21 protein-coding genes are annotated in these 19,253 nt (G+C 72.3%); 13 read left to right on the plus strand and 8 right to left on the minus strand.

The window, feature by feature from the left end:
• The first annotated feature begins 22 nt into the window (after positions 1 to 22).
• The 3 genes from O7614_RS18930 to O7614_RS18940 all read left to right on the plus strand — a co-directional run bounded on the left by O7614_RS18930 (position 23) and on the right by O7614_RS18940 (position 1,683).
• Complete coding sequence (locus tag O7614_RS18930) at positions 23 to 388, plus strand: metalloregulator ArsR/SmtB family transcription factor (RefSeq protein WP_278139792.1); 366 nt, start codon at positions 23 to 25, stop codon at positions 386 to 388.
• On the plus strand, positions 388 to 1,029 hold the full coding sequence (locus tag O7614_RS18935) for an SRPBCC family protein (protein WP_278139793.1): 642 nt from the start codon (positions 388 to 390) through the stop codon (positions 1,027 to 1,029). Before O7614_RS18930 ends, O7614_RS18935 begins: the two co-directional genes overlap by 1 nt.
• Before the next feature lie 138 nt (positions 1,030 to 1,167).
• Entirely contained in the window at positions 1,168 to 1,683 is a 516-nt protein-coding gene (locus O7614_RS18940; protein WP_278139794.1) for an NUDIX domain-containing protein, read from the plus strand.
• Positions 1,684 to 2,058: 375 nt separating this feature from the next.
• Here O7614_RS18940 and O7614_RS18945 read toward each other — a convergent pair whose 3' ends face one another.
• Together O7614_RS18945 and O7614_RS18950 are read right to left on the minus strand one after the other, a co-directional pair.
• On the minus strand, positions 2,059 to 3,507 hold the full coding sequence (locus O7614_RS18945; RefSeq protein WP_278139795.1) for an ATP-binding protein: 1,449 nt from the start codon (positions 3,505 to 3,507) through the stop codon (positions 2,059 to 2,061).
• 173 nt (positions 3,508 to 3,680) lie between these two features.
• The gene (locus O7614_RS18950; protein WP_278139796.1) at positions 3,681 to 5,339 is read right to left on the minus strand and encodes an FAD-dependent oxidoreductase; all 1,659 of its coding nucleotides are present in this window, start codon (positions 5,337 to 5,339) and stop codon (positions 3,681 to 3,683) included.
• 153 nt (positions 5,340 to 5,492) lie between these two features.
• Between O7614_RS18950 and O7614_RS18955 the strand changes: the two genes are divergently transcribed.
• The 6 genes from O7614_RS18955 to O7614_RS18980 all read left to right on the plus strand — a co-directional run bounded on the left by O7614_RS18955 (position 5,493) and on the right by O7614_RS18980 (position 11,513).
• Positions 5,493 to 7,733 (plus strand): hypothetical protein, encoded by a 2,241-nt coding sequence (locus tag O7614_RS18955; protein ID WP_278139797.1) that lies wholly within the window; start codon positions 5,493 to 5,495, stop codon positions 7,731 to 7,733.
• 65 nt (positions 7,734 to 7,798) lie between these two features.
• Positions 7,799 to 8,290 carry an SsrA-binding protein SmpB gene (smpB, locus tag O7614_RS18960; RefSeq protein WP_278139798.1) on the plus strand — a complete coding sequence of 164 codons (492 nt, stop codon included), beginning with the start codon at positions 7,799 to 7,801 and terminating at the stop codon, positions 8,288 to 8,290.
• Between the two features lie 115 nt (positions 8,291 to 8,405).
• A complete protein-coding gene (locus O7614_RS18965; RefSeq protein WP_278139799.1) occupies positions 8,406 to 8,828 on the plus strand; it encodes a MerR family DNA-binding transcriptional regulator in 423 nt (140 codons plus the stop codon).
• Positions 8,825 to 9,616 carry a molybdate ABC transporter substrate-binding protein gene (gene modA / locus O7614_RS18970; protein WP_278139800.1) on the plus strand — a complete coding sequence of 264 codons (792 nt, stop codon included), beginning with the start codon at positions 8,825 to 8,827 and terminating at the stop codon, positions 9,614 to 9,616. Before O7614_RS18965 ends, modA begins: the two co-directional genes overlap by 4 nt.
• On the plus strand, positions 9,613 to 10,449 hold the full coding sequence (locus O7614_RS18975; RefSeq protein ID WP_278139801.1) for an ABC transporter permease: 837 nt from the start codon (positions 9,613 to 9,615) through the stop codon (positions 10,447 to 10,449). Before modA ends, O7614_RS18975 begins: the two co-directional genes overlap by 4 nt.
• Positions 10,446 to 11,513 carry an ABC transporter ATP-binding protein gene (locus tag O7614_RS18980; protein ID WP_278139802.1) on the plus strand — a complete coding sequence of 356 codons (1,068 nt, stop codon included), beginning with the start codon at positions 10,446 to 10,448 and terminating at the stop codon, positions 11,511 to 11,513. Before O7614_RS18975 ends, O7614_RS18980 begins: the two co-directional genes overlap by 4 nt.
• Before the next feature lie 84 nt (positions 11,514 to 11,597).
• Here O7614_RS18980 and O7614_RS18985 read toward each other — a convergent pair whose 3' ends face one another.
• Positions 11,598 to 12,011, minus strand: a complete 414-nt coding sequence (locus tag O7614_RS18985; RefSeq protein WP_278139803.1) for a type II toxin-antitoxin system Phd/YefM family antitoxin — start codon at positions 12,009 to 12,011, stop codon at positions 11,598 to 11,600.
• A gap of 42 nt (positions 12,012 to 12,053) precedes the next feature.
• Positions 12,054 to 12,614: a GNAT family protein gene (locus O7614_RS18990; RefSeq protein WP_278142306.1), complete on the minus strand. Its 561-nt coding sequence runs from the start codon at positions 12,612 to 12,614 to the stop codon at positions 12,054 to 12,056.
• 201 nt (positions 12,615 to 12,815) lie between these two features.
• On the opposite strand from O7614_RS18990, the gene O7614_RS18995 reads away from it, so the two are divergent.
• Together O7614_RS18995 and O7614_RS19000 are read left to right on the plus strand one after the other, a co-directional pair.
• Complete coding sequence (locus O7614_RS18995) at positions 12,816 to 13,334, plus strand: sigma-70 family RNA polymerase sigma factor (RefSeq protein WP_278139804.1); 519 nt, start codon at positions 12,816 to 12,818, stop codon at positions 13,332 to 13,334.
• Positions 13,331 to 13,798 (plus strand): hypothetical protein, encoded by a 468-nt coding sequence (locus O7614_RS19000; RefSeq protein WP_278139805.1) that lies wholly within the window; start codon positions 13,331 to 13,333, stop codon positions 13,796 to 13,798. The genes O7614_RS18995 and O7614_RS19000 overlap by 4 nt, the downstream gene beginning before the upstream one ends.
• Positions 13,799 to 13,803: 5 nt before the next feature.
• Here the strand turns inward: O7614_RS19000 and O7614_RS19005 are convergent, their stop codons facing one another.
• Positions 13,804 to 14,301 carry a YcxB family protein gene (locus O7614_RS19005; RefSeq protein ID WP_278139806.1) on the minus strand — a complete coding sequence of 166 codons (498 nt, stop codon included), beginning with the start codon at positions 14,299 to 14,301 and terminating at the stop codon, positions 13,804 to 13,806.
• Positions 14,302 to 14,390: 89 nt separating this feature from the next.
• On the opposite strand from O7614_RS19005, the gene O7614_RS19010 reads away from it, so the two are divergent.
• Together O7614_RS19010 and O7614_RS19015 are read left to right on the plus strand one after the other, a co-directional pair.
• Complete coding sequence (locus tag O7614_RS19010) at positions 14,391 to 15,344, plus strand: PaaX family transcriptional regulator C-terminal domain-containing protein (protein WP_278139807.1); 954 nt, start codon at positions 14,391 to 14,393, stop codon at positions 15,342 to 15,344.
• A 170-nt stretch (positions 15,345 to 15,514) separates the two neighbouring features.
• Positions 15,515 to 16,735, plus strand: a complete 1,221-nt coding sequence (locus tag O7614_RS19015) for a cellulose binding domain-containing protein (protein ID WP_278139808.1) — start codon at positions 15,515 to 15,517, stop codon at positions 16,733 to 16,735.
• 87 nt (positions 16,736 to 16,822) lie between these two features.
• On the opposite strand, the gene O7614_RS19020 is transcribed toward O7614_RS19015, so the two are convergent.
• From O7614_RS19020 to O7614_RS19030, 3 genes are read right to left on the minus strand one after another with little or no spacing between them, the layout of a single operon-like run.
• A complete protein-coding gene (locus O7614_RS19020) occupies positions 16,823 to 17,410 on the minus strand; it encodes a hypothetical protein (protein ID WP_278139809.1) in 588 nt (195 codons plus the stop codon).
• Positions 17,411 to 17,426: 16 nt separating this feature from the next.
• Complete coding sequence (locus O7614_RS19025) at positions 17,427 to 18,260, minus strand: hypothetical protein (RefSeq protein WP_278139810.1); 834 nt, start codon at positions 18,258 to 18,260, stop codon at positions 17,427 to 17,429.
• Positions 18,261 to 18,318: 58 nt separating this feature from the next.
• A complete protein-coding gene (locus O7614_RS19030; RefSeq protein ID WP_278139811.1) occupies positions 18,319 to 19,152 on the minus strand; it encodes an SAM-dependent methyltransferase in 834 nt (277 codons plus the stop codon).
• Positions 19,153 to 19,253 lie beyond the last annotated feature (101 nt).

The raw sequence follows: 19,253 nt of genomic DNA on the forward strand, positions 1-19,253 counted from the left end.
CGGTGGTGATACAACTGTCGTCGTGCACGCCTTCGACGTGCTGGGCGATCCGGTCCGGCGCCGCATCCTGGAGCTGCTCGCCGGTGGCGAGCAGACCGCCGGTGCGGTCAGCACTGTCATCCGCGACGAGTTCGGCATCTCCCAACCCGCCGTGTCCCAGCACCTCAAGGTGCTACGGGACAACGGCTTCGCCACGGTGCGGCCGGAGGGCACCCGGCGGCTGTACGCGGTCGACCCCCGCCCCCTGCGCGAGGTCGACGGCTGGCTGGAGCACTTCCGCCGGTTCTGGACCCCACCCCTGGCGGCACTCGCCACCGAGCTGGCCCGGGGTCGACGCGAGCGTCGGCTGCGCGGGCCCGCCGACCCACCCGACGAGAGGAACACCTGATGTTCGACGCCACCGAGCAGATCAACGCCGTCCGGCGCACGGTCGGCAGCCGCGCCCTGGAGGCCGGCGAGGCGCGGGTCACCACGATCAGCCAGACCTACCAGGCAGCGATCGAGGATCTGTGGGACGCCTGCACCAACGCCGAGCGCATTCCACGCTGGTTCCTGCCGATCTCCGGCGACCTGCGGCTGGGCGGCAGCTACCAGCTCCAGGGCAACGCCGGCGGCACCGTCGAGAGCTGCGAGCCGCCGCGCCGCTTCACCGCCACCTGGGAGATGGGCGGCGAGGTGAGCTGGATCGAGGTGCGCCTCACCCCGGTCGACGGCGAGCAGACCCGCCTCGACCTGGACCACATCGCGCACGTCGACCAGGACCGGTGGGCCCAGTTCGGGCCGGGTGCGGTCGGCGTCGGCTGGGACCTCGGGCTACTCGGCCTCGCCTCGTACCTGGCCGGCGACGGCAGCGGGATCACCCCGGACCAGGCCGCCGAGTGGGCCGTCTCCGCCGAGGGACGACGGGCCATGGAGCTGAGCAGCCAGCTGTGGTGCGAGGCGAGCATCGACGCCGGCACCGACGCCGACGAGGCGAAGGCCGCCGCCGAACGCACCACCGCCTTCTACACCGGCACACCGGAGGCCTGAGTCCGAAGGCCTGGAGCCGCCGGCCCCGGAGCGCGGAAATGGGGCCGCGAGGGCCGGGACCCGGGGCCGCGAGGGCTGGGCCTGGGCGCTGGCGGCGGCGCGACAGGCGGGCCGGCGATCGGAGTAGCGTGCTGCGGCATGACCGGCACGCCGTACTCGCACTGCTCCTCCTGTGGCGCCGCCTACCCGCCGGCCGCCGGCTGGCCCCGGGTCTGTGCGGCCTGCGGCCAGACCGTCTGGCGTAACCCGCTCCCGGTGGCGGTCGCGGTGCTGCCGGTCCGCACAGCCGAGGGCCTGGGCGTGGTGGTGGTCCGCCGGGACATCGAGCCGGCCCGCGGCCTGCTCGCGCTGCCCGGCGGCTTCATCGAGTACGGCGAGGAGTGGTCCGACGCACTCGTCCGTGAGCTGCGGGAGGAGACCGGCCTGGTCGCGGCGGCCGAGGACGCCCGACTGTTCGCGGTGCACGGCGCCCCGGCGGGCGGCACCATGATGGTCTTCGGGGTGCTGCCCGAGCAGCGGGCCGAGGACCTGCCCGCGTCGGCGCCGACCGAGGAGGCGACCGAGTGGTTGGTGCTCACCGACCCGGTCGAGCTGGCGTTCTCCACCCACACCCGGGTGCTGGCCGACTTCCTCAACCCCGACAGCCCTGCCTGACCCCACGCGACACTTCGCCGCACCTGAGAGCCTGCCCCGGCCCGGCCGCCAGCGACCCCGAACACACGCTTCACTGACACGACCGCGCACGGTCGTGCTCGATCATTGTTGTAGTGGCATCGCGCGGACGCCGAGGCCACTACTTCCTGGTTCGAGCACGACCGTGCGGGGCGCGGTGCGTGGCGGCGTGGCGTGGCATGGCGGGGGTGCGCTGGGCGCGGGGTACGGCAGCGCCGTCAGGCCGAGCGGCGGCGGTGGGCGCGTCTGGTCGTGCGTCGGGGGGCAGCGCGTCGTCGGTGCCGGTCAGGTAGCCACTGGCCTGCGGCTCGAACAACGACGCCGCCCGGGACCACTGCCGGCGAGCACCCGCTGTCTCTAGGTAGCCTGCGCGTCGTCCGGCGCACCCTCCGCCACCGGCAGCAACACCCGGAAGGTGGTCCGCCCCGGCTCGGTCTCCACCCGGATGTCGCCGTGGTGCTTGTGCACCACGATCCGGTACGAGATGTCCAGGCCCAACCCGGTGCCCGCGCCGACCGGCTTGGTGGTGAAGAACGGTTCGAAGATGCGCGGCCGCACCTCCGGCGGGATACCCGGACCGGTGTCGGTGATCTCCACCGCCAGCTGGTCGCCGACGAGTCCGGTGCGGACGGTCAACACCCCCTTCTCACCCATCGCGCCCAACGCGTTGTCGATCAGGTTGGTCCACACCTGGTTCAGCTCGGCCGCGTACGCCGGCACCGGCGGAAGGCCACGGTCGTACTCGCGAACCAGCTTGACCTCGGCGGGGATCTTCCCCTTGAACATCACCAGCGTGGCGTCGAGCAGGTCGTGCACGTCCACCACCCGGTGCGGCGCGCGGTCCAGCTGCGAGTACTGCTTGGCGGCGCCCACCAGGCCCGAAATCCGGGTCACCGCGTCGCCAATCTCCCGCATCAAGAGTTCGGTGTCGACGGTGTACGTGAGCCACCGCACCGCCGCCTCCAGGTCGGCCGGGCCGACCGCTGCCTTCACCTGCGCCAACCAGGCCGTGTCGAGCCCGCCACCGACCAGGATCGGCGCCAGGTCCCAGGCGCCCTCGACCCCGTGTTCCTCCAACCAGTCGGTCAGGGTGTCCTCCGCGTCGGCGGTGGCAACCGGGGTCAACTTCGGCGCGGTGGCGACCCGGGCGACGGCCTCCTCCTGCAACGCGACGAGGCCGTGCAGAGCGCTGCCGTCGAGCCGACCGTCGGCGACCATCGCGAGCTTGTGGCGCATCCCGGCAACCCGGTCCCGCAGCACCGACGTCGCCCGCACCGCCGCCGCAGCCGGATTGTTCAGCTCATGGGTCAGCCCCGCCGACAGCGAGCCGAGGGCCAGTAGCCGCTCCCGTTCACCGACGATGGCCTGCGAATCCCGCATCCCGAAGAACAGCCCCTCCAACAGGTGCATGGGCATCGGGAACCACGACCGCAGGGCATCCGCGAAATCCTCCGCCGGGAGCACGAAGAAGTCGGCGTCGGTCACCGCCCGCAGGCTGTTGCGGTAGATCTGGTCCACCTGGTCACCCAGGTACGCCTGGGTAGCCCCGCCGTACACCCCGCGCTGCTCGGTCCGGCTGACCTCCACGTCGTCGCCGTGCACCAGACGACTCAACGCCACCGCCCCGCGCACCAACACGAAGAAGCAGGTCGCCGGCTCGCCCTCGGCGTACACGAGAGTCCCCCCGGCCCGCTGCTCGACCCGACCATGCTCGGCCAGCCAGTCGAGCTGCGCGTCGTCGAGAGCCTCGAACAGGAACAGGGTACGCAGCTGCGCAGGTGTCAGCCGATCAGACTGAATGGTCACTGGGCCTCCTCTGTTCGCGACTGCGGGGCTCGCAACACCGGCTCACTCCTCGCGCTCACTGGGCCTCCTCTGTTCGCGACTGCGGGGCTCGCAACACCGGCTCACTCCTCGCGCTCACTGGGCCTCCTCTGTTCGCGACTGCGGGGCTCGCAACACCGGCTCACTCCTCGCGCTCACTGGGCCTCCAGGTAGCGGTGCACGAGCGAGACGGCCATCGCGCCCTCGCCGACGGCCGACGCGACCCGCTTGACCGACTCGGCCCGCACGTCGCCGGCGGCGAACACGCCCGGCACGCTGGTCTCCAGGTGGTACGGGTCGCGGGACAGCGACCAGCCCGCCGGCCGCCGCCCCCCGGCCAGCAGATCCGGGCCGGTGACGACGAAGCCACGCTGATCGCGGACCAGCACCCCGTCCAGCCAGTCGGTACGCGGCTCCGCACCGATGAAGATGAACAACCACGAGGCGTCGACCGAACGGGCGTCCCCGGTGCGGGTGTCGCAGAGGGTCAACCGCTCCAGGTGGCCCTCCCCGGCCCCGCCGACCACGGCGGTGTGCGGGTGCACGGTGATCCGGTCGATCCGTTCCAACTGGTCGATCAGGTACCGCGACATCGAGGCGGTCAGGTCCGCGCCACGGATCAGCAGGTGCACCCTCGACGCGTACCGGGAGAAGTGCACAGCGGCCTGCCCGGCGGAGTTGGCCCCACCGACGATGTAGACGTCCTGCTCGACGCAGCTCGGCGCCTCGGTGGCGGCGGCACCGTAGAACACCCCCCGGCCGGTGAAGTCGGCCAGCCCGGGGGCGTCGAGCACCCGGTACGACACCCCCGTCGCCAGCACCACGGTGTGCGCCGCGATCTCGCTGCCGTCACCGAAGCGCAGCAGCCGGGCGCCGCCCGCCTCGCGGAGACCGACCACCTCCCGCGCGCTGAGCAGCTCCGCGCCGAACTTCACCGCCTGCCGCCGGGCCCGGTCGGTCAACTGCGCTCCGGAGACGCCGTCCGGGAAACCCAGGTAGTTCTCGATACGGCTGCTCTGGCCGGCCTGCCCGCCGGTCGCCCGCCGCTCGACGAGCACGGTACGCAGCCCCTCCGACGCCCCGTACACCGCCGAACCGAGGCCGGCCGGGCCGCCGCCGATCACCACCAGGTCGTAGAAGTCGGACGCCGGCACCACCGTCAGACCGGCCAACGCGGCCAACTCGGCCTCGCTGGGGGCGATCAGCGCCTTGCCCTCGGGGGTCACCACCAGCGGTACGTCCGCCTCGGTGGCACCGGCCGCGTCGAGCAACCGGACACCCTCCGGGTCGTCGGAGAGCAACCAGCGGTACGGCACCAGGTTGCGGGCCAGGAAGTCGCGGACCTTGAACGACGGCGACGACCACCGGTGCCCGACGACCCGGATCTCGGCGCTCGCCGCGTCCGGGGTGGCCGCCCACGCCTCCAGCAGCACGTCGACCACCGGGTACAGCTTCTCCTCCGGCGGATGCCACGGCTTGAGCAGGTAGTGGTCCAGGTCCACCACGTTGATCGCCTCGATCGCGGCGTCGGTGTCCGCGTACGCGGTGAGGAGCACCCGGCGGGCGGCCGGGAAGATGTCCATGGCCGCCTCGAGGAACTCCACGCCGGTCATCTCCGGCATCCGATGGTCGGCCAGCAGCAGCGCCACCTGTTCGCCGCGCAGCTTGACCTCCCGCAGCGCGTCCAGCGCCTCCGGCCCCGACGAGGCCCGCAGCACCCGGTAGCGGTCGCCGTAGCGGCGCCGGACGTCCCGGGCGACCGCCCGGGACACCACGGGGTCGTCGTCGACGGTCAGGATCACCGGGTTCGCCATGGCGCCATGAAACCACCTGCCGCGGGTCGACCGCACCAGGGCGTGAGGTCCGCCGCACGGTTGACCGGGCTCGGGACGGGTAAGCCGGGCGAGCCGCGCGGGGCCGCACCCTTGGCCACCCGCCCGGTTGCCGCGCACACCTCCGGGGGGCCCATGGCGGACGCGACACCGACCGGACCGCCTGCGGTCGGCCCGATCGTGGAGCTGCGGGTGCACGGCGTCTCCGGCGCGGGGGCGGACCAGGTGTTGGACCGGCCGCACGTGCACCAGGTCGCCGGAGACCGCAGCGGGGGGTTCTACCGACCGCGTCCCGGCTACCCGGACTCGGCGGGAACCGACGGGCTGACGCTGGAGGCGTACCGCTGGAGCGACCTGCCGTCCGGCACCGCCGTCCGGACGCTGTCGCTGGTGTTCCTGCTGCCGTTCATGCTCTGCAACGTGGCGTTCTGGATGCGACCGGCGAGCCGTGGCGCGAAGCACACCATCCTGGCGCTGTGCCGGGTGCTCGCCCTCACTCTCACCGTGCTCTACGTGCTCTCCATCGTCGGGGTGGCGCTGGACCTGATCGCGTGGCGCTGCATGGGCACCCCGTCGTGCCTGGCCGGCCGGAGCTGGCTGTCCTGGCTCGGCGGACGCCCGACCGGGCTCCGCCTGGGTGTCCTGGCGCTCGTTCCGGTCGCCGCCATCGGGCTCCTCTGGTGGCTGTCCGCCCGCCCGAGCCACTCGTTCGACGCGTTCCGCACCTCGGTCGGAGCACCAGCTTCCAAGCACCAGTTGAGCGCCGTCGGTCAGTGGGACGGAGAGCCACTGGTGGGTCGGCTGCGCTCGGTCCACGTCGCGACGGCGTTCGCCGCGCTGGACGGGAGCCTGCTGGCCGCCCGGGCCAGCCAGCACTCCTCCTGGGTGATGATGACCCTGCTGACGGCCACCGGGGCGGTGCTGTTGGCCTGCCTGGCCCTGGTCACCGTGGTGCCGAGGATCGACCGCCCCGGCCCGGCGCCCCGGGTGGACGGCGTCTTCCGCGGGCTGCGCACGATCGCCGTCGGCCTGACGATGCTGGTGATCGTGCACGTGGTCATCAGCCCGGCGCCGTGGCCGCAAGGTGGTGCGCTGCCCGGTTACAGCGCGATCGTCGCCTGGCTGTTCGTCAGCCAGACCGTGCTGGTGGTCGCGCTCGCCGCGCTGGTGATCTGGCGGCGGGGTAGCGGGCAGCGCAGGTCACCGCTGCGCGCGTTGGGAGTGCCGGTCTTCATGACGATCTCGGCCGGGCTCGCCGTGGCGTTCTCGGCCGAGCTGGTCTACCGGGTGGCGGACCTGCTCGATCGCGAGGGGACGACTGCGGACGGACTGGAGACCAGCCCTCCCCTGGCGTACAAGTGGGCGATTTTCGGGTTCTTCCTCGCGGTGGTGACCGCGCTGCTGGTAGCCGCCCTGGTCACCAGGGTGACGCGGCGCGGGCGGCGGCGGGCCGCGCGGGCGATCGTGGCCGCCGACTTCCCGCACGCGCCGCCGCAGGCGGCAGACCGGCTGCGCCGGGTCGAGCAAGCGGTGGCCCGGGCCCGTTTCACCGAACGGTTGGAACCGCTCTCGGTGGTGTACGCCGGCCTGGCGGCGCTCGGCCTGGCCACCAGCGTGCTCGGCCTGCTCCAGCTCCTGCCCGGCGACGTGGCGCAGCAGTACGTCGGCGTGCCGGAGGACATGGTCAACTTCCTGATCGGGTCGGGCAGCTACGTGATCGCCGCGATCCTGCTCGGCCTGGTGGTGGGCGGCATCTTCGCGTACCGGACGGCGCAGTTCCGCCGGTACGTGGGTGTGCTCTGGGATCTGGGCACCTTCTGGCCCCGGGCGGCGCACCCGTTCGCGCCGCCGTGCTACGCCGAGCGGGCCGTGCCGGAGCTGGCCAAGCGGATCTCCTACCTGGTGAAACAGGGGCATGGTGTGTTGCTGGCGGGACACAGCCACGGCTCGGTGCTGCTCGCCGCCGCGATTCTGCAACTGCCCACCCGGATCACCGACCGGGTCGCCCTGCTGACCTACGGGTCACCGCTGGGCCGGCTGTACTCCCGGCTGTTCCCGGCGTACACCGACGAACCGGCGCTGCGGGAGATCGGCGAGCGGGTCGGCTGGCGGTGGCTCAACCTGTGGCGCGACACCGACCCGATCGGCGGTTGGATCTTCGCCTCCCACCGGCCCGGGCGGGCGGAGAAACTGACCGGGCCGGCGGCGACGGTGGACCGCCGGCTGGTCGACCCGGCGGACGTGGTGCCCGCCCCCAGCGACAGCGTGCCACCACCGATCCTCGGGCACTGGCCGTGTGAGTCGCAGGACGCGTTCACCGAGGCCGAGCGGGACCTGATCGCGCGGCTGCGCCCCACCCCCCTCGGGCGGGACTGAGCCGACCGGCGCGGTGCCCGCAATACCAGATGTCGTCGCGGGGTGACGCCGTCTATCGTCGCGGTGTGACTCCGTCCAAGCAGCCCGGACGCCGGCTGATCGCCTCGAACAAGAAGGCCCGGCACGAGTACGAGGTGCTGCGCACGTACGAGGCGGGCATCGTGCTGGTCGGGACCGAGGTCAAGTCGCTACGCGAGGGACGGGCATCGCTGGTCGACGCGTTCGCGCACGAACGAGACGGCGAGATCGTGCTGTACGGCCTGCACATCGCCGAATACACCTACGGCACGTGGACCAACCACGCACCCCGCCGCAACCGCAAGCTGCTGCTGCACCGGGCCGAGATCGACCGGATCCTCGACAAGGTCCGCGAGGGCGGGGTGACCATGGTCCCACTGTCGATGTACTTCGAGAACGGCTACGCCAAGGTCGAGCTGGCGCTGGCGAAGGGCAAACGCTCCTACGACAAGCGGCAGACGCTGGCCGAGCGCGACGCCAACCGGGAGATCGCCCGCGAGTTGGGCCGGCACCTCAAGGGCCACCCCCGCCGCCACTGAGCCGCCGCGACGTCGGCTACTGGGCGCATTTGCTGGCTTCGCCATCCACCGCCTTATGCGGATGCAGGCCTTCCAGGTCTTTTGTGCTCGCAGGTGCGAACGATAAGGTCGGCCGGTGACGACCTTCCGGATCGGTGAGGCGGCCGACCTGCTCGGCGTCAGCGCCGACACCATTCGCCGCTGGGTGGACGCCGGGCGGCTGCCGGCGGGGCGCGACGAGCACGGCCACCGGGTCATCGATGGTGTCGACCTGGCCGCGTTCGCCCGCGCCCAGGCCGCCGACCCGGACGCGGGCGCCGAGTTCTCCTCGGCCCGCAACCGGTTGCGCGGCATCGTCGTCGACGTCCGCAAGGACACGGTGATGGCCCAGGTCGACATCCAGGCGGGCCCGTTCCGGGTCGTGTCGTTGATGAGCCGGGAGGCCGTCGACGAGCTCGATCTGCGGGTGGGGTCGGTGGCCGTTGCGGTGATCAAGTCGACCACGGTCGTGGTGGAGCGGGCCGTCCCCTCCCCGGCGCGGGGACGGGCCGGCGGATGAGCGCGGGGAGCAGGCGTACGGCGGTGGCCGTGCTGGTGGCGGCCGTCCTGGCGGTGGCCGGCTGCGGCGCGGGCGACGAGCGGTCAACCGGCAGCGGTGGGGACGGGCGGGTGACCGGCACGGTGACGGTGTTCGCGGCCGCCTCGCTGACCGAGTCGTTCACCCGCATCGGAAAGGACTTCGAGGCCGCCAACCCGGGCAGCCGGGTGACCCTCAACATGGCCGGCAGTTCCGCCCTGGCCACCCAGATCAGCCAGGGCGCGCCGGCGGACGTGTTCGCCTCGGCCGCCCCGGCGAACATGACCACGGTCACCGAGGCCGGCGACGCCGACGGCACGCCGAGCACCTTCGCTCGCAACCAGTTGGTGATCGCCGTTCCCCGGGGCAACCCGAGGGCGGTGGCCGGCCTGGCGGACCTGGCCAGCCCGGGTGTGAAGGTGGCGCTCTGCGCCGGTCAGGTGCCCTGCGGCGCGGCGGCCCGCACCGCCCTGGACGCGGCCGGCGTCGCGCTGACGCCGGTGACCCTGGAGCGTGACGTCAAGGGTGCGCTCGCCAAGGTGAAGCTCGGCGAGGTCGACGCGGCGCTGGTCTACCGCACGGACGCGCGGGCGGCCAGCGCCGACGTGACCGGCGTGGAGTTTCCCGAGTCGGCGCGGGCGGTCAACGACTACCCGATCGTCGCGTTGAAGGACGCGCCGAATCCGGTCGGCGCGCGGGCCTTCGTCGCGTACGTCCGCTCGGCGCCGGCGCAGGCGGTCCTCGCCGAGGCGGGGTTCCAGGCTCCGTGAGGCAGGTCCGCGACCACAACACACTCCGGAGGCGGCCGACCACGTCCCGACGGCGAGGGCGAGTGCCGGCTGCGCTGCTGATCCCCGCCGGGCTGGGGTTGCTGTTTCTCGTCCTGCCGTTGGCGGGGCTGCTGATCCGAACGCCGTGGACGACCTTGCCGGATCGGCTCACCGAGCCGGGCGCCCTGACCGCTCTGCGGTTGTCGGTGCAGACCGCCACCCTGGCCACGGCGCTCTGCCTGCTGCTCGGGGTGCCGCTCGCCTGGGTGCTGGCCCGGGTCGAGTTTCCCGGCCGTCGACTGGTGCGCGCGCTGGTCACCGTGCCGCTGGTGCTGCCACCGGTGGTCGGTGGGGTGGCGCTGTTGCTGGTCTTCGGCCGGCGTGGCCTGCTCGGCGGCTGGCTCGACAGCACGCTCGGCATCACCCTGCCCTTCACCACCGCGGGCGTCGTGTTGGCCGAGGCGTTCGTCGCCATGCCGTTCCTGGTGATCGCCGTGGAGGGTGCGCTGCGCGCCGCCGACCACCGCTTCGAGGAGGCCGCGGCGACGCTGGGCGCCGGCCGATGGACCACCTTCACCCACGTCACGCTGCCGCTGGTGGCGCCCGGGTTGGCCGCCGGGGCGGTGCTCTGCTGGGCGCGGGCGCTCGGCGAGTTCGGGGCCACCATCACCTTCGCCGGCAACTACCCTGGCCGGACGCAGACCATGCCGCTCGCCGTCTACCTGGCGTTGGAGACCGACCTGGAGTCCGCGATCGTGCTCAGCCTGGTGCTGCTCTTCGTGTCGGTCGGCATCCTCGTCGCATTGCGGGACCGCTGGATGACCACCGCATGAGCGGTCGACTCCTCGACACCCGGCTCGTCGTCGACCGGGGCGCCTTCCGGCTCGACGTGCCGTTGCGGGTCGCGCCGGGCGAGGTGGTGGCGCTGCTGGGCCCGAACGGCGCCGGCAAGACCACCGCGCTGCGCGCGCTGGCCGGGCTGCATCCCCTCACCGACGGGCACGTCACCCTCGACGGCGTCGACCTGGACCGCCCGGTGACCGGAGGCTGGGTGCCCACCGAACGCCGCTCGATCGGCGTGGTCTTCCAGGACTACCTGCTCTTTCCGCACCTCAGCGCCTTGGACAACGTGGCCTTCGGGCCGCGCCGGCACGGCGTCGAGCGGAGGGCCGCCCGCGCCACGGCCCGGGAGTGGCTGCGTCGGGTCGGGCTTGACGCGCAGGCACAGCGCCGGCCCCGGCAGCTCTCCGGCGGTCAGGCGCAGCGGGTGGCGCTGGCCCGCGCGTTGGCGGTGGCACCGTCGCTGCTGCTGCTGGACGAACCGCTCGCCGCGCTGGACGCCCGCAGCCGGTTGGACACCCGCGCGGAGCTGCACCGGCACCTGTCCGCGCACCCGGGCGCGACCGTGCTGGTCACTCATGACCCGCTGGACGCGCTGGCGCTGGCCGACCGGCTGGTCATCGTGGAGGGTGGCCGGGTGGTGCAGGAGGGCGACGGGCCGAGCGTCACCGCCCGCCCGCGCACCGACTACGTCGCCCGGCTGGTCGGTCTGAACCTGTATCGCGGCCGCGCCGACGGACACGGTGTGCGGGTTTCGCCGGAGCTGACCCTCACGGTCGCCGACCGGTTGGACGGCGAAGCGTTCGTGGCGTTCCGTCCGGCCGCGGTCGCTCTGCACCCGGCCCGGCCGGACGGCAGCCCGCGCAACACCTGGGCAGCCACCGTGGCCGGCGTGCAGCGCCACGGCGACAACGTGCGGGTGCAACTGGAGGGGCCGATCGGGGTGGCCGCAGATGTCACGCCGGCCGCCGCCGCCCAGCTGCGGCTGATCCCCGGCCAGCGGGTCTGGGTAGCGGTCAAGGCGACCGAGACCCATGCCTACCCGGCCACCGGCTGACGGTCGCTGGCCGGCTGGGGCGTGCCCGCCCGAGCGGGCGTACCCCGGCACGGGCGGCGCACACCGACGGTGCGCGACGGCGGGTCAGTCGGCGAGCAGGTCGGCGTGTGCGGCACGCAGTCGGGCCAGCGTCGGGTCGCTGCCCGGGACGACCCGGCGATCCAGCTCGGCCCACACCTCGGCCAGCGCCGCGCGGACCGCGCCCAGCTCTGCGGCGTGTCGCTGGCTGCTGCGTCGGTGCTGCTCATCGAGGCGACGAGCCCAACCGGCGGTGACCGTGGCGAGGCGGTCGGCGTCGGCGCGGGCCTGCGCGCCACTGCGGGCGGCTGCGGCGGGGACGATCGCGGCGACCGGGCGGGGATCGCCGTCGCGGGTGACGACGGTGACCGCGTCGGTCAGCTCGGCCAGCGCGACGAGCTGGCTGAACCGGGTGCGCGCCTCACGCAGCGGCACGGAACGCGGCGAATCGGAATGAGGGGTGAGCGCGGGAACGGCCATGGATGCATGGTGCCGCGCGGGTGTGACAACTATTCGTCGTCGTCAGTGGACGGTGCGTGCCGCGGTGGACCACTCGTCGGCCAGCACCGACCAGACCTCGAGGTCGATCCGACCACGCGGACCCGGTCTGAGCTGGCGGAGCGTGCCGTCGAGGCGGAAGCCGAGCCGCCGGGCGAGGGCCTTGCTGCGGGTGTTGTCGGCGGTGGTCCGCCACTCCACCCGCTGGATGCCGCGCTCGCGGACCGCCCAGTCGACGATCCGGCGGACCGCCGGCGCGACCATGCCCTTGCCCTCGGCCGCCGGCTCCACCCAGCATCCGACCTCGCAGGCACCGGTGGTCACGTCGAACGACACGAAGATGACCCCGCCGACGAGGGTGCCCCGCCACCACAGCCCCCAGATGCCACCGCTGTCGCCGGCCCAGCGGTCGGCGTACCGCTGCAGGACCGCACGGGCCGACGGCAGGTCGGTGGCGGCGAAGGACGGCGACACCCAGGGCTGGATGTGCGCGCGGGCCCGGTCCAGGTGGGCGAGGAACTCCTCGGCCCGCCACGGGTCCAGCGGGCGCAGCTCGACATCCTCGGTCAACGGCAGGGCGAACACCGGGCCTCCACTCGGGTGTGCGTCGATCGTCGACAGCAGGCTCGCACAGGCCGAGACCTCCGGGCCGCACCGGGGCACGCTCAGGTACGTGTGGGTGCGGTAGCCGAGCCGGAGCACCGGACAGCACGGCCTCGGCGATTGTGGTGGCAGGGCGTGAACCTGCCGTGCTCCCACGCCGACTGAACAGGTGAAGGAGGGCCGATGAGCGATGAGTTGCTGGTGGTCCGCTGTCAGCTCGGTGAGCGGGAGGCGTTCGCCGATCTGGTGCAGGGCTGGCATCCGGCGGTCGAGCGGTACGTCGGGCGGATGCTCGGCGGGTCCGACGACGACGTGGTGCAGGAGATCTGGCTGGCGGTCTTCCGAGGATTGCCGAAGCTGCGGCAGCCGGATCGGTTCGCTCCGTGGCTCTTCGCCATCGCCCGCCGGGCGGTGATGAACCGGCTGCGGGATGCGTACAGCCGTCCCGAGCCGGAGCCGATCGACGACCTGCCGGGTGACGACGAGGCGGAGGAGATCGTCAACCGGGAGACCCTGGCCGGAGTGCTGGCGAGCCTACCTGCCCGGGAACGGGAGCTGCTCTTCCTCTTCTACCTTGAGGATCTGCCGCTGGACGCCTGCGCGCAGATCTGCGCCGTACCCGTCGGCACCGTCAAGTCGCGGCTCAACCGGGCCCGCAGGTTGTTCCGCAACGAACTGCTACGGAAGGGGTACGAGGCATGACGCCGGAAGAGGTGTTGGCGCGACTCGACGCGCCGCTGTCGCTGCGGAGGCGGGTCGGCTACCTGACCGTGGCCCTCGCCGGTCTCACCGGGAGCGCCCTGATCAGCCTGCTCTGGGCCACCGAGCCGGGGTTGCCGACGCGCACGACGGTGGCCTTCGCGGCCCTGGTGGCGATCGGCCTGTGCTGGGCGGTGTTCGGCGGTTGGGCCGTGACCCGGCGGACCTCGTTGTTCGCCCGTGATCGGGTGGTCGCCGGATGGCTCGGCCTCGGCGCGTGGCTGGTCTTCACGGTCGGCGCGTTGGTCATCACAGTGCCGCGACACCAGCTCGAACCGTCGCTGCTGGCCGTCGTGCTCACCATGGGCGTAGTGGCGGTGGTGAACCTGTGGGCGGCTCGCCGGGCCAGGGCGGCACTGCTGCGCCGTCGGGACGCGCTGGCCAGGACCGTGACGCGGGACGGCTGACCGCGTCAGCGGGTGGGGAGCAGGCCGCGCTCGGTCAGGTAGGTGCGCAGCGTCTCGGCGTCCTCGGGGGACATCAGCCAGCGGGGGATCACGGTCGCCGGCATCCGGCCGACGTACACGATCCAGAAGTCACGGGTGTCCTCCACCCGGGTGACCCCGTCCCAGGCGATGCCGCCGGACTCCGAACCGCTGCGCATCATGATGTTGTCGTCGGTGATGTCGTAGGCGCCGTCGACGGCGTAACCACCGGACCGGCGGCGGGCGCGCCACCGCACCCACGGCAGGAACAGCATCGACAGCACGCCGGCCAGGACCAGAGTCGTCCACAGCGAGGTGAGCCGCTCGCCGGCTGCGGATCCCCGCGAGACGGCGAAACCGATCACCCCGACCGCCGTCAGCACCGCACCGACATAGCGGAACCTGCGCAGCCGGACACCGCCGAGCGCGGCGGCCACCCGGCCGGGATAGGTGGGATCGGCCGGTACGTCGAAACGGATGTGCACGCCAGAACGATAGTGCCCCGGGCCGCCCCGGACGCCGTCGACCACCCGCCCGTCGACGTCGCGACCTCCGGGTGAGGCAGTCTGGGACGGTGACCGTCCACGAGCCCGCCGACGACGTCCGAGTGCCCCGAGCCCAGGTCGGGTCCAGTCCGCAGCACCTGCTGGCGACAGTGCTCGGCGAATATCTCGACTCCTCGGATGCCGACCTGCCGTCGGCGGCGGTCATCGCGATCCTGCGGGAGTTCGGAGTCAGCGAGGCCAGTGCCCGTTCCGCCCTGTCCCGGCTGGTCAAGCGCGGTCTCATCGCCACCCGGGGAAACCGACGGCCGCCGGTCTACCACCTCACGCCGCGCGCGACAGCCCGGCACCGCTCCCGCATGCGCCACTTCCTGACCTTCGGCGCGCACCCGCCGGTCTGGACGGGTGAGTGGGTGCAGGCGTCCTTCTCGATCCCGAGCTCCGGGCAGGCGCTGCGGCACGCGGTCCGCCGGTCGTTGAGCGTGCTGGGGTTCGTGGGCCTGTACGACAGCGTGTGGATCCGCCCGGGTTCCGACGCCGCACCGGCGCGGGAGGCGTTGACCGACCTGCTGCACCACGTGGCAGGCGCCCGGTGGTCGATCATGCACGTCCGGTTCGACGAGGAGTCCGGGCCCCACGGTCCCGCCTCGGCGTACGACCTGACCGCACTGGCATCGGCGTACTCGGATTTCATCGAGCGGTACGCGGAGCTGCGGGTGGCCGCCCGCGACGGGACGCTGGAACCGGCCGGGGCGCTGGTGGCCCGGACCTCGGCCATGGACTCCTGGCGCAGGTTCGCGGACATCGACCCGGACCTGCCCGAGCATCTGCTGCCGCAGCCCTGGCCCCGCCGGCAGGCCAGGGAGACCTTCCTGGACATCCACTGCGCGCTCGGCTCGCTGGCCCAGGCACGTCTCGTCGAGGTGGCCACCCCGCACTGGCCGGAGGCCGCCTCGTGGATCACGCACTTCCAGTCTTCGGGGGATGCCACGGGACCGGAGCCCACCGCAGACCCCTCGCATTGACACTTATCGTTACGGCAGTGATAGTAACTGCACACAGCTCCCGTCGTGTCGCCGGGTGGTCGACCCCGCCCACCTCCACCCGGCTCGCGGCCAGCGCCACCACCCTGGTCGGACGCGCATGGACGTCCGCCGCGGCCGGGAGCACCGTCGTGACATCCGCTGGAGGGCGAATGAGAAGGACATCGAAGATCTACGTGGGCCTGGCGGCCATCCTCGTCCCGGTCACCTCGGTGATCATGGCGCTCGGCGTGACACCGGCCAATGCCGCGGTCGGCGGTTCCGGTCCCTACCCAGCCGACTACGAGACCTCGGCCAGCCTGGCGAACCACACCATCTTCCGGCCCCAGAACCTCCCGGCCGAGCGCCTCCCCATCGTCGTGTGGGGCAACGGCGGCTGCTCGGCCAACGGGCTCTCCCAGGGCAACTTCCTGCGCGAGATCGCCTCGCACGGTTTCCTCGCCATCGCCAACGGAGCACCGAACGGCTCCGGCTCCACCACGTCGCAGATGCTCACCCAGTCCATCGACTGGGCCTTCGCGGAGAACTCCCGGCAGGGCAGCAAGTACTACAACAAGATCGACACGACCAAGGTCGCCGTCGCGGGCTTCTCCTGCGGAGGTCTGGAGGCGTACGCCGTCTCCAACGACCCGCGCGTCAGCACCACCGGCATCTTCAGCAGCGGTCTGTTGAACGACGCCGACGACTACCAGTTGCGGAGGCTGACCAAGCCGATCGCCTACTTCGTCGGCGGGCCCAGCGACATCGCCTACCCGAACGCCATGGATGACTGGGGCAAGCTGCCGGCCGGTCTGCCAGCCTTCATGGGGAACCTGAACGTCGGACACGGTGGCACCTACGACCAGACCAACGGCGGCGAGTTCGGCCGGGTCGCGACGCTGTACTTCAAGTGGCGGCTGAAGGGCGACACCACCGCCGGCACCAACTTCGTCGGCGCCAACTGCGGGCTGTGCCGCACCCAGTGGACGGTCCAGCAGAAGAACCTGACGCTCGACGACACCCCGCCGCCCACCACGCCTCCGCCCACGACCCCGCCGCCCACGACCCCGCCCCCGACGACCCCGCCACCCACCGGCACCCCCGCCTGCACCGCGGTCTACGCCGTCCAGGACCAGTGGAACGGCGGATTCGTCGCCAACGTCAGCGTCACCGCGGGCACCGCAGCCCTCACCGGCTGGAGGGTCACCCTCACCCTGCCGAGCGGGGCGACGGTCACCTCGCTGTGGAACGGCGTCGCCAGTGGCACCAGCGGCACCGTCACCGTCGCCAACCAGAGCTACAACGGACGACTGGCCGCCGGCCAGGGCACCAGTTTCGGGTTCCAGGGCACCGGAAACGGCAGCGGCACCACCGCCACCTGCACCGGAAGCTGACACCGCCCGGCGGGCCGGCGCATCGACGCCGGCCCGCCGGGAACGGCCGCACGTCGGTGACCCGGCCCAGCTCACGCTGTCCGTCGGTCAGCGCCCCTCGGGCGATGTCTCGTCCGCAGTCGTGGCAGGCTTTCGCTTCATCATCCATTCGACCGGCCAGATGCCATCCGTCAACCTGGCGTCGGGGATGTCCAGACTCTGGCGGGCTGCGGCGTAGAATTCGGTACGCGCCCGGCTGGCACTCGCCACGGCATTCTCCCAACCGTCGGCATCAGCTCCCTCGATCCAGCCATGCGCGTACCACTCCATGAGCCACACGCTCCGGTGCCATGTCCGGGCCGCCTCCACCGTTGCCGGATCGCCCAGCAGAAGGACGTGCTCCCAGTCGCGCTCCCGCTGGGCAGCCGCTGCTTCGAGCTGCGGCAACCCGTCTTCAGGGGACAACGAGGGGATCTGCGCATGAAGTCCCCTGCCTGCCGCGATTCTGTACGACAGCTGGTAACAGGCCTTGATGGCGCGACCGTAGCCCGCGTAGGCGGCCGAGCGCTGTTCGAACAGCTTTGCCGTGTGGTCACGGCGGAACCGGGCCCGGTCGTTAAGCCCGGTACCCACGAAAGAGAGGACAGCACCTGCGAGAACGGCTCCCACCGTGAGGAGCTGTTGAGTCACACTCATCGGGATGCTCCCCTCGTCAGCGGTCCTCAGGGTGGCAGGTGGTGTCGAACGTGCAGTGGGCGACCGCGGCGTCGTCCGGCACCCGAACGTCGGGACCACCGCTTCGGGCTTCGGCCTGCCGGACGCGACGGATGACACCAGACGGGCCTTCGGTGGCGAGCAGCTCCCACACCCCGGGCCAGTCGGTCAGGGCGTACGGGCTGACGATCCGGCTGCAGCCGTTGCTGAGCAGCGCGACACCGTTCAGATCAGCGAGAGGCCATGTACCGGTCACCGCCTCCCGGGCGGCGCGTGGGTCGTCCTTGGCGATCCAGTAGCCGCCAACCCGGTTGCGGCGGGCGCGTAGCGTCGCCGCGCAGGAGTCGCGGACGCGGTCGTACTCGGGCGTGCCCGCTGTGATGCCGTCCAGGAGCGCCGAGCAGTCACGGCGGGCGGCGACCTCACGGTCGTCGGTGATCACCTGAGGTCCGCCGTGGGCCGGGTCGAGGATGAGGAACGTGTCCGCGAGCAGCAGATAGTCAAGGCGGCCCCGGTACGCGCGCACCACCGCGACGCTGGCCTGCGGGCTGCACGGATCCGCGATGTCGCAGGTGTCGCCGTGCTCGGCGGCTGTCTCGCCGATGGCGGTGGCGAGGAGCGCCGCGAGGTCTCGCCCGTCGTCGCGGGACAGGTGTGCGAGCAGTGCTGCGGCGAGGCGACGCGTGTACCAGACGACCCCATGGGAGCAGAGCGACTCAGCTCCCGGGATCCCGGCGCCGTCCAGCAGGACGACGGCACCGGGAACCGCGCCGACGAAGTCCTCGTTCGGTCGACCGGGCTTGCCGGCGCTCGTCGCCAGACTGACGTACACCGTGTGCACCACTCTGGGCAGAGGAGGCCCGGGATCCGGATCGGTGGGACTCACCCCATCATTGAGCGGTGGCGGGTTTGCGGGCCACCGCGCCGTAGATGGAGGCGTCGGCCAGGGGCGGTCGCTGCTCCGGTGGCACCTGCGGCCGCCACTCGGTGACCGGGACGATGCCCGGCTCGACCACCTCCAGGCCGGTGAAGAAGCGGGCGAACTCGGCACGGTCGCGGGGCACGGCGTCCTGCTTCATGCGGCCGGAGGCGAACTCGGCCTCCATCCGCCTGACGATCTCGGCGGGGATGTGGTCGGTGGTGAAGTGGGTCAGGGCGAGCCAACTCCCCGACGGCAGCGCGTCGAGCAACCGCGCGACGTGCTCGTGTGGGCGGTCGTCGTCGGTGAGGAAGTGCGTCACGGCGATCAGCACCAGGGCCACCGGCCGGGACAAGTCCAGTGTGGCGTGCAGCCGCGGGTCGGCGAGGATCGTCTCCGGGTCGCGCAGGTCGGCGTCGAGGTAGGCGGTGGCGCCGGACGGATCGCTGGTCAGCAGGGCGCGAGCGTGGACCAGCACCATCGGGTCGTTGTCGACGTAGACCACCCGGGACTCGGGGGCCACGGACTGGGCCGCCTCGTGGGTGTTGTCCGCGCTGGGGATGCCCGTGCCGATGTCGAGGAACTGCCGGACGCCGGCCTCCCGGGCGAGGAATCGCACCGCCCGGCCGAGGAAGGCCCGGTTCTCCCGCGCGAGGGTGCGCACCCCGGGGTAGACGGCCGCGATCTGGTCGCCGGACTCCCGGTCGACGGCGAAGTTGTCCTTGCCGCCGAGCCAGTAGTTGTAGCGGCGGGCCGGGTGGACGACGCTGGTGTCGATCCGGTCCGAAGGCAATGGCGGCGTCACGTGACCTCCCCAGGTCGACCGTCACCGATCGTAGGCGAAGAGCGCCGACCTGGTGACCCCGCGCCTCGCCGCCTGCCAGGAAACCGCTTACCGCCTTGCTA

This window comes from Micromonospora sp. WMMD961, from assembly GCF_029626145.1.
Classification (GTDB): domain Bacteria; phylum Actinomycetota; class Actinomycetes; order Mycobacteriales; family Micromonosporaceae; genus Micromonospora.

What these genes read in the sequence shown, in the direction of transcription:
- O7614_RS19000 (WP_278139805.1), top strand. Translation starts at nt 13,331, where the DNA reads ATGACGCCGGAAGAGGTGTTGGCGCGACTCGACGCGCCGCTGTCGCTG.
- O7614_RS18995 (WP_278139804.1), top strand. Translation starts at nt 12,816, where the DNA reads ATGAGCGATGAGTTGCTGGTGGTCCGCTGTCAGCTCGGTGAGCGGGAG.
- O7614_RS18935 (WP_278139793.1), top strand. Translation starts at nt 388, where the DNA reads ATGTTCGACGCCACCGAGCAGATCAACGCCGTCCGGCGCACGGTCGGC.
- O7614_RS18955 (WP_278139797.1), top strand. Translation starts at nt 5,493, where the DNA reads ATGGCGGACGCGACACCGACCGGACCGCCTGCGGTCGGCCCGATCGTG.
- O7614_RS18980 (WP_278139802.1), top strand. Translation starts at nt 10,446, where the DNA reads ATGAGCGGTCGACTCCTCGACACCCGGCTCGTCGTCGACCGGGGCGCC.
- O7614_RS19015 (WP_278139808.1), top strand. Translation starts at nt 15,515, where the DNA reads ATGAGAAGGACATCGAAGATCTACGTGGGCCTGGCGGCCATCCTCGTC.
- O7614_RS18985 (WP_278139803.1), bottom strand. Translation starts at nt 12,011, where the DNA reads ATGGCCGTTCCCGCGCTCACCCCTCATTCCGATTCGCCGCGTTCCGTG.
- O7614_RS19020 (WP_278139809.1), bottom strand. Translation starts at nt 17,410, where the DNA reads ATGAGTGTGACTCAACAGCTCCTCACGGTGGGAGCCGTTCTCGCAGGT.
- modA (WP_278139800.1), top strand. Translation starts at nt 8,825, where the DNA reads ATGAGCGCGGGGAGCAGGCGTACGGCGGTGGCCGTGCTGGTGGCGGCC.
- O7614_RS18940 (WP_278139794.1), top strand. Translation starts at nt 1,168, where the DNA reads ATGACCGGCACGCCGTACTCGCACTGCTCCTCCTGTGGCGCCGCCTAC.
- O7614_RS18950 (WP_278139796.1), bottom strand. Translation starts at nt 5,339, where the DNA reads ATGGCGAACCCGGTGATCCTGACCGTCGACGACGACCCCGTGGTGTCC.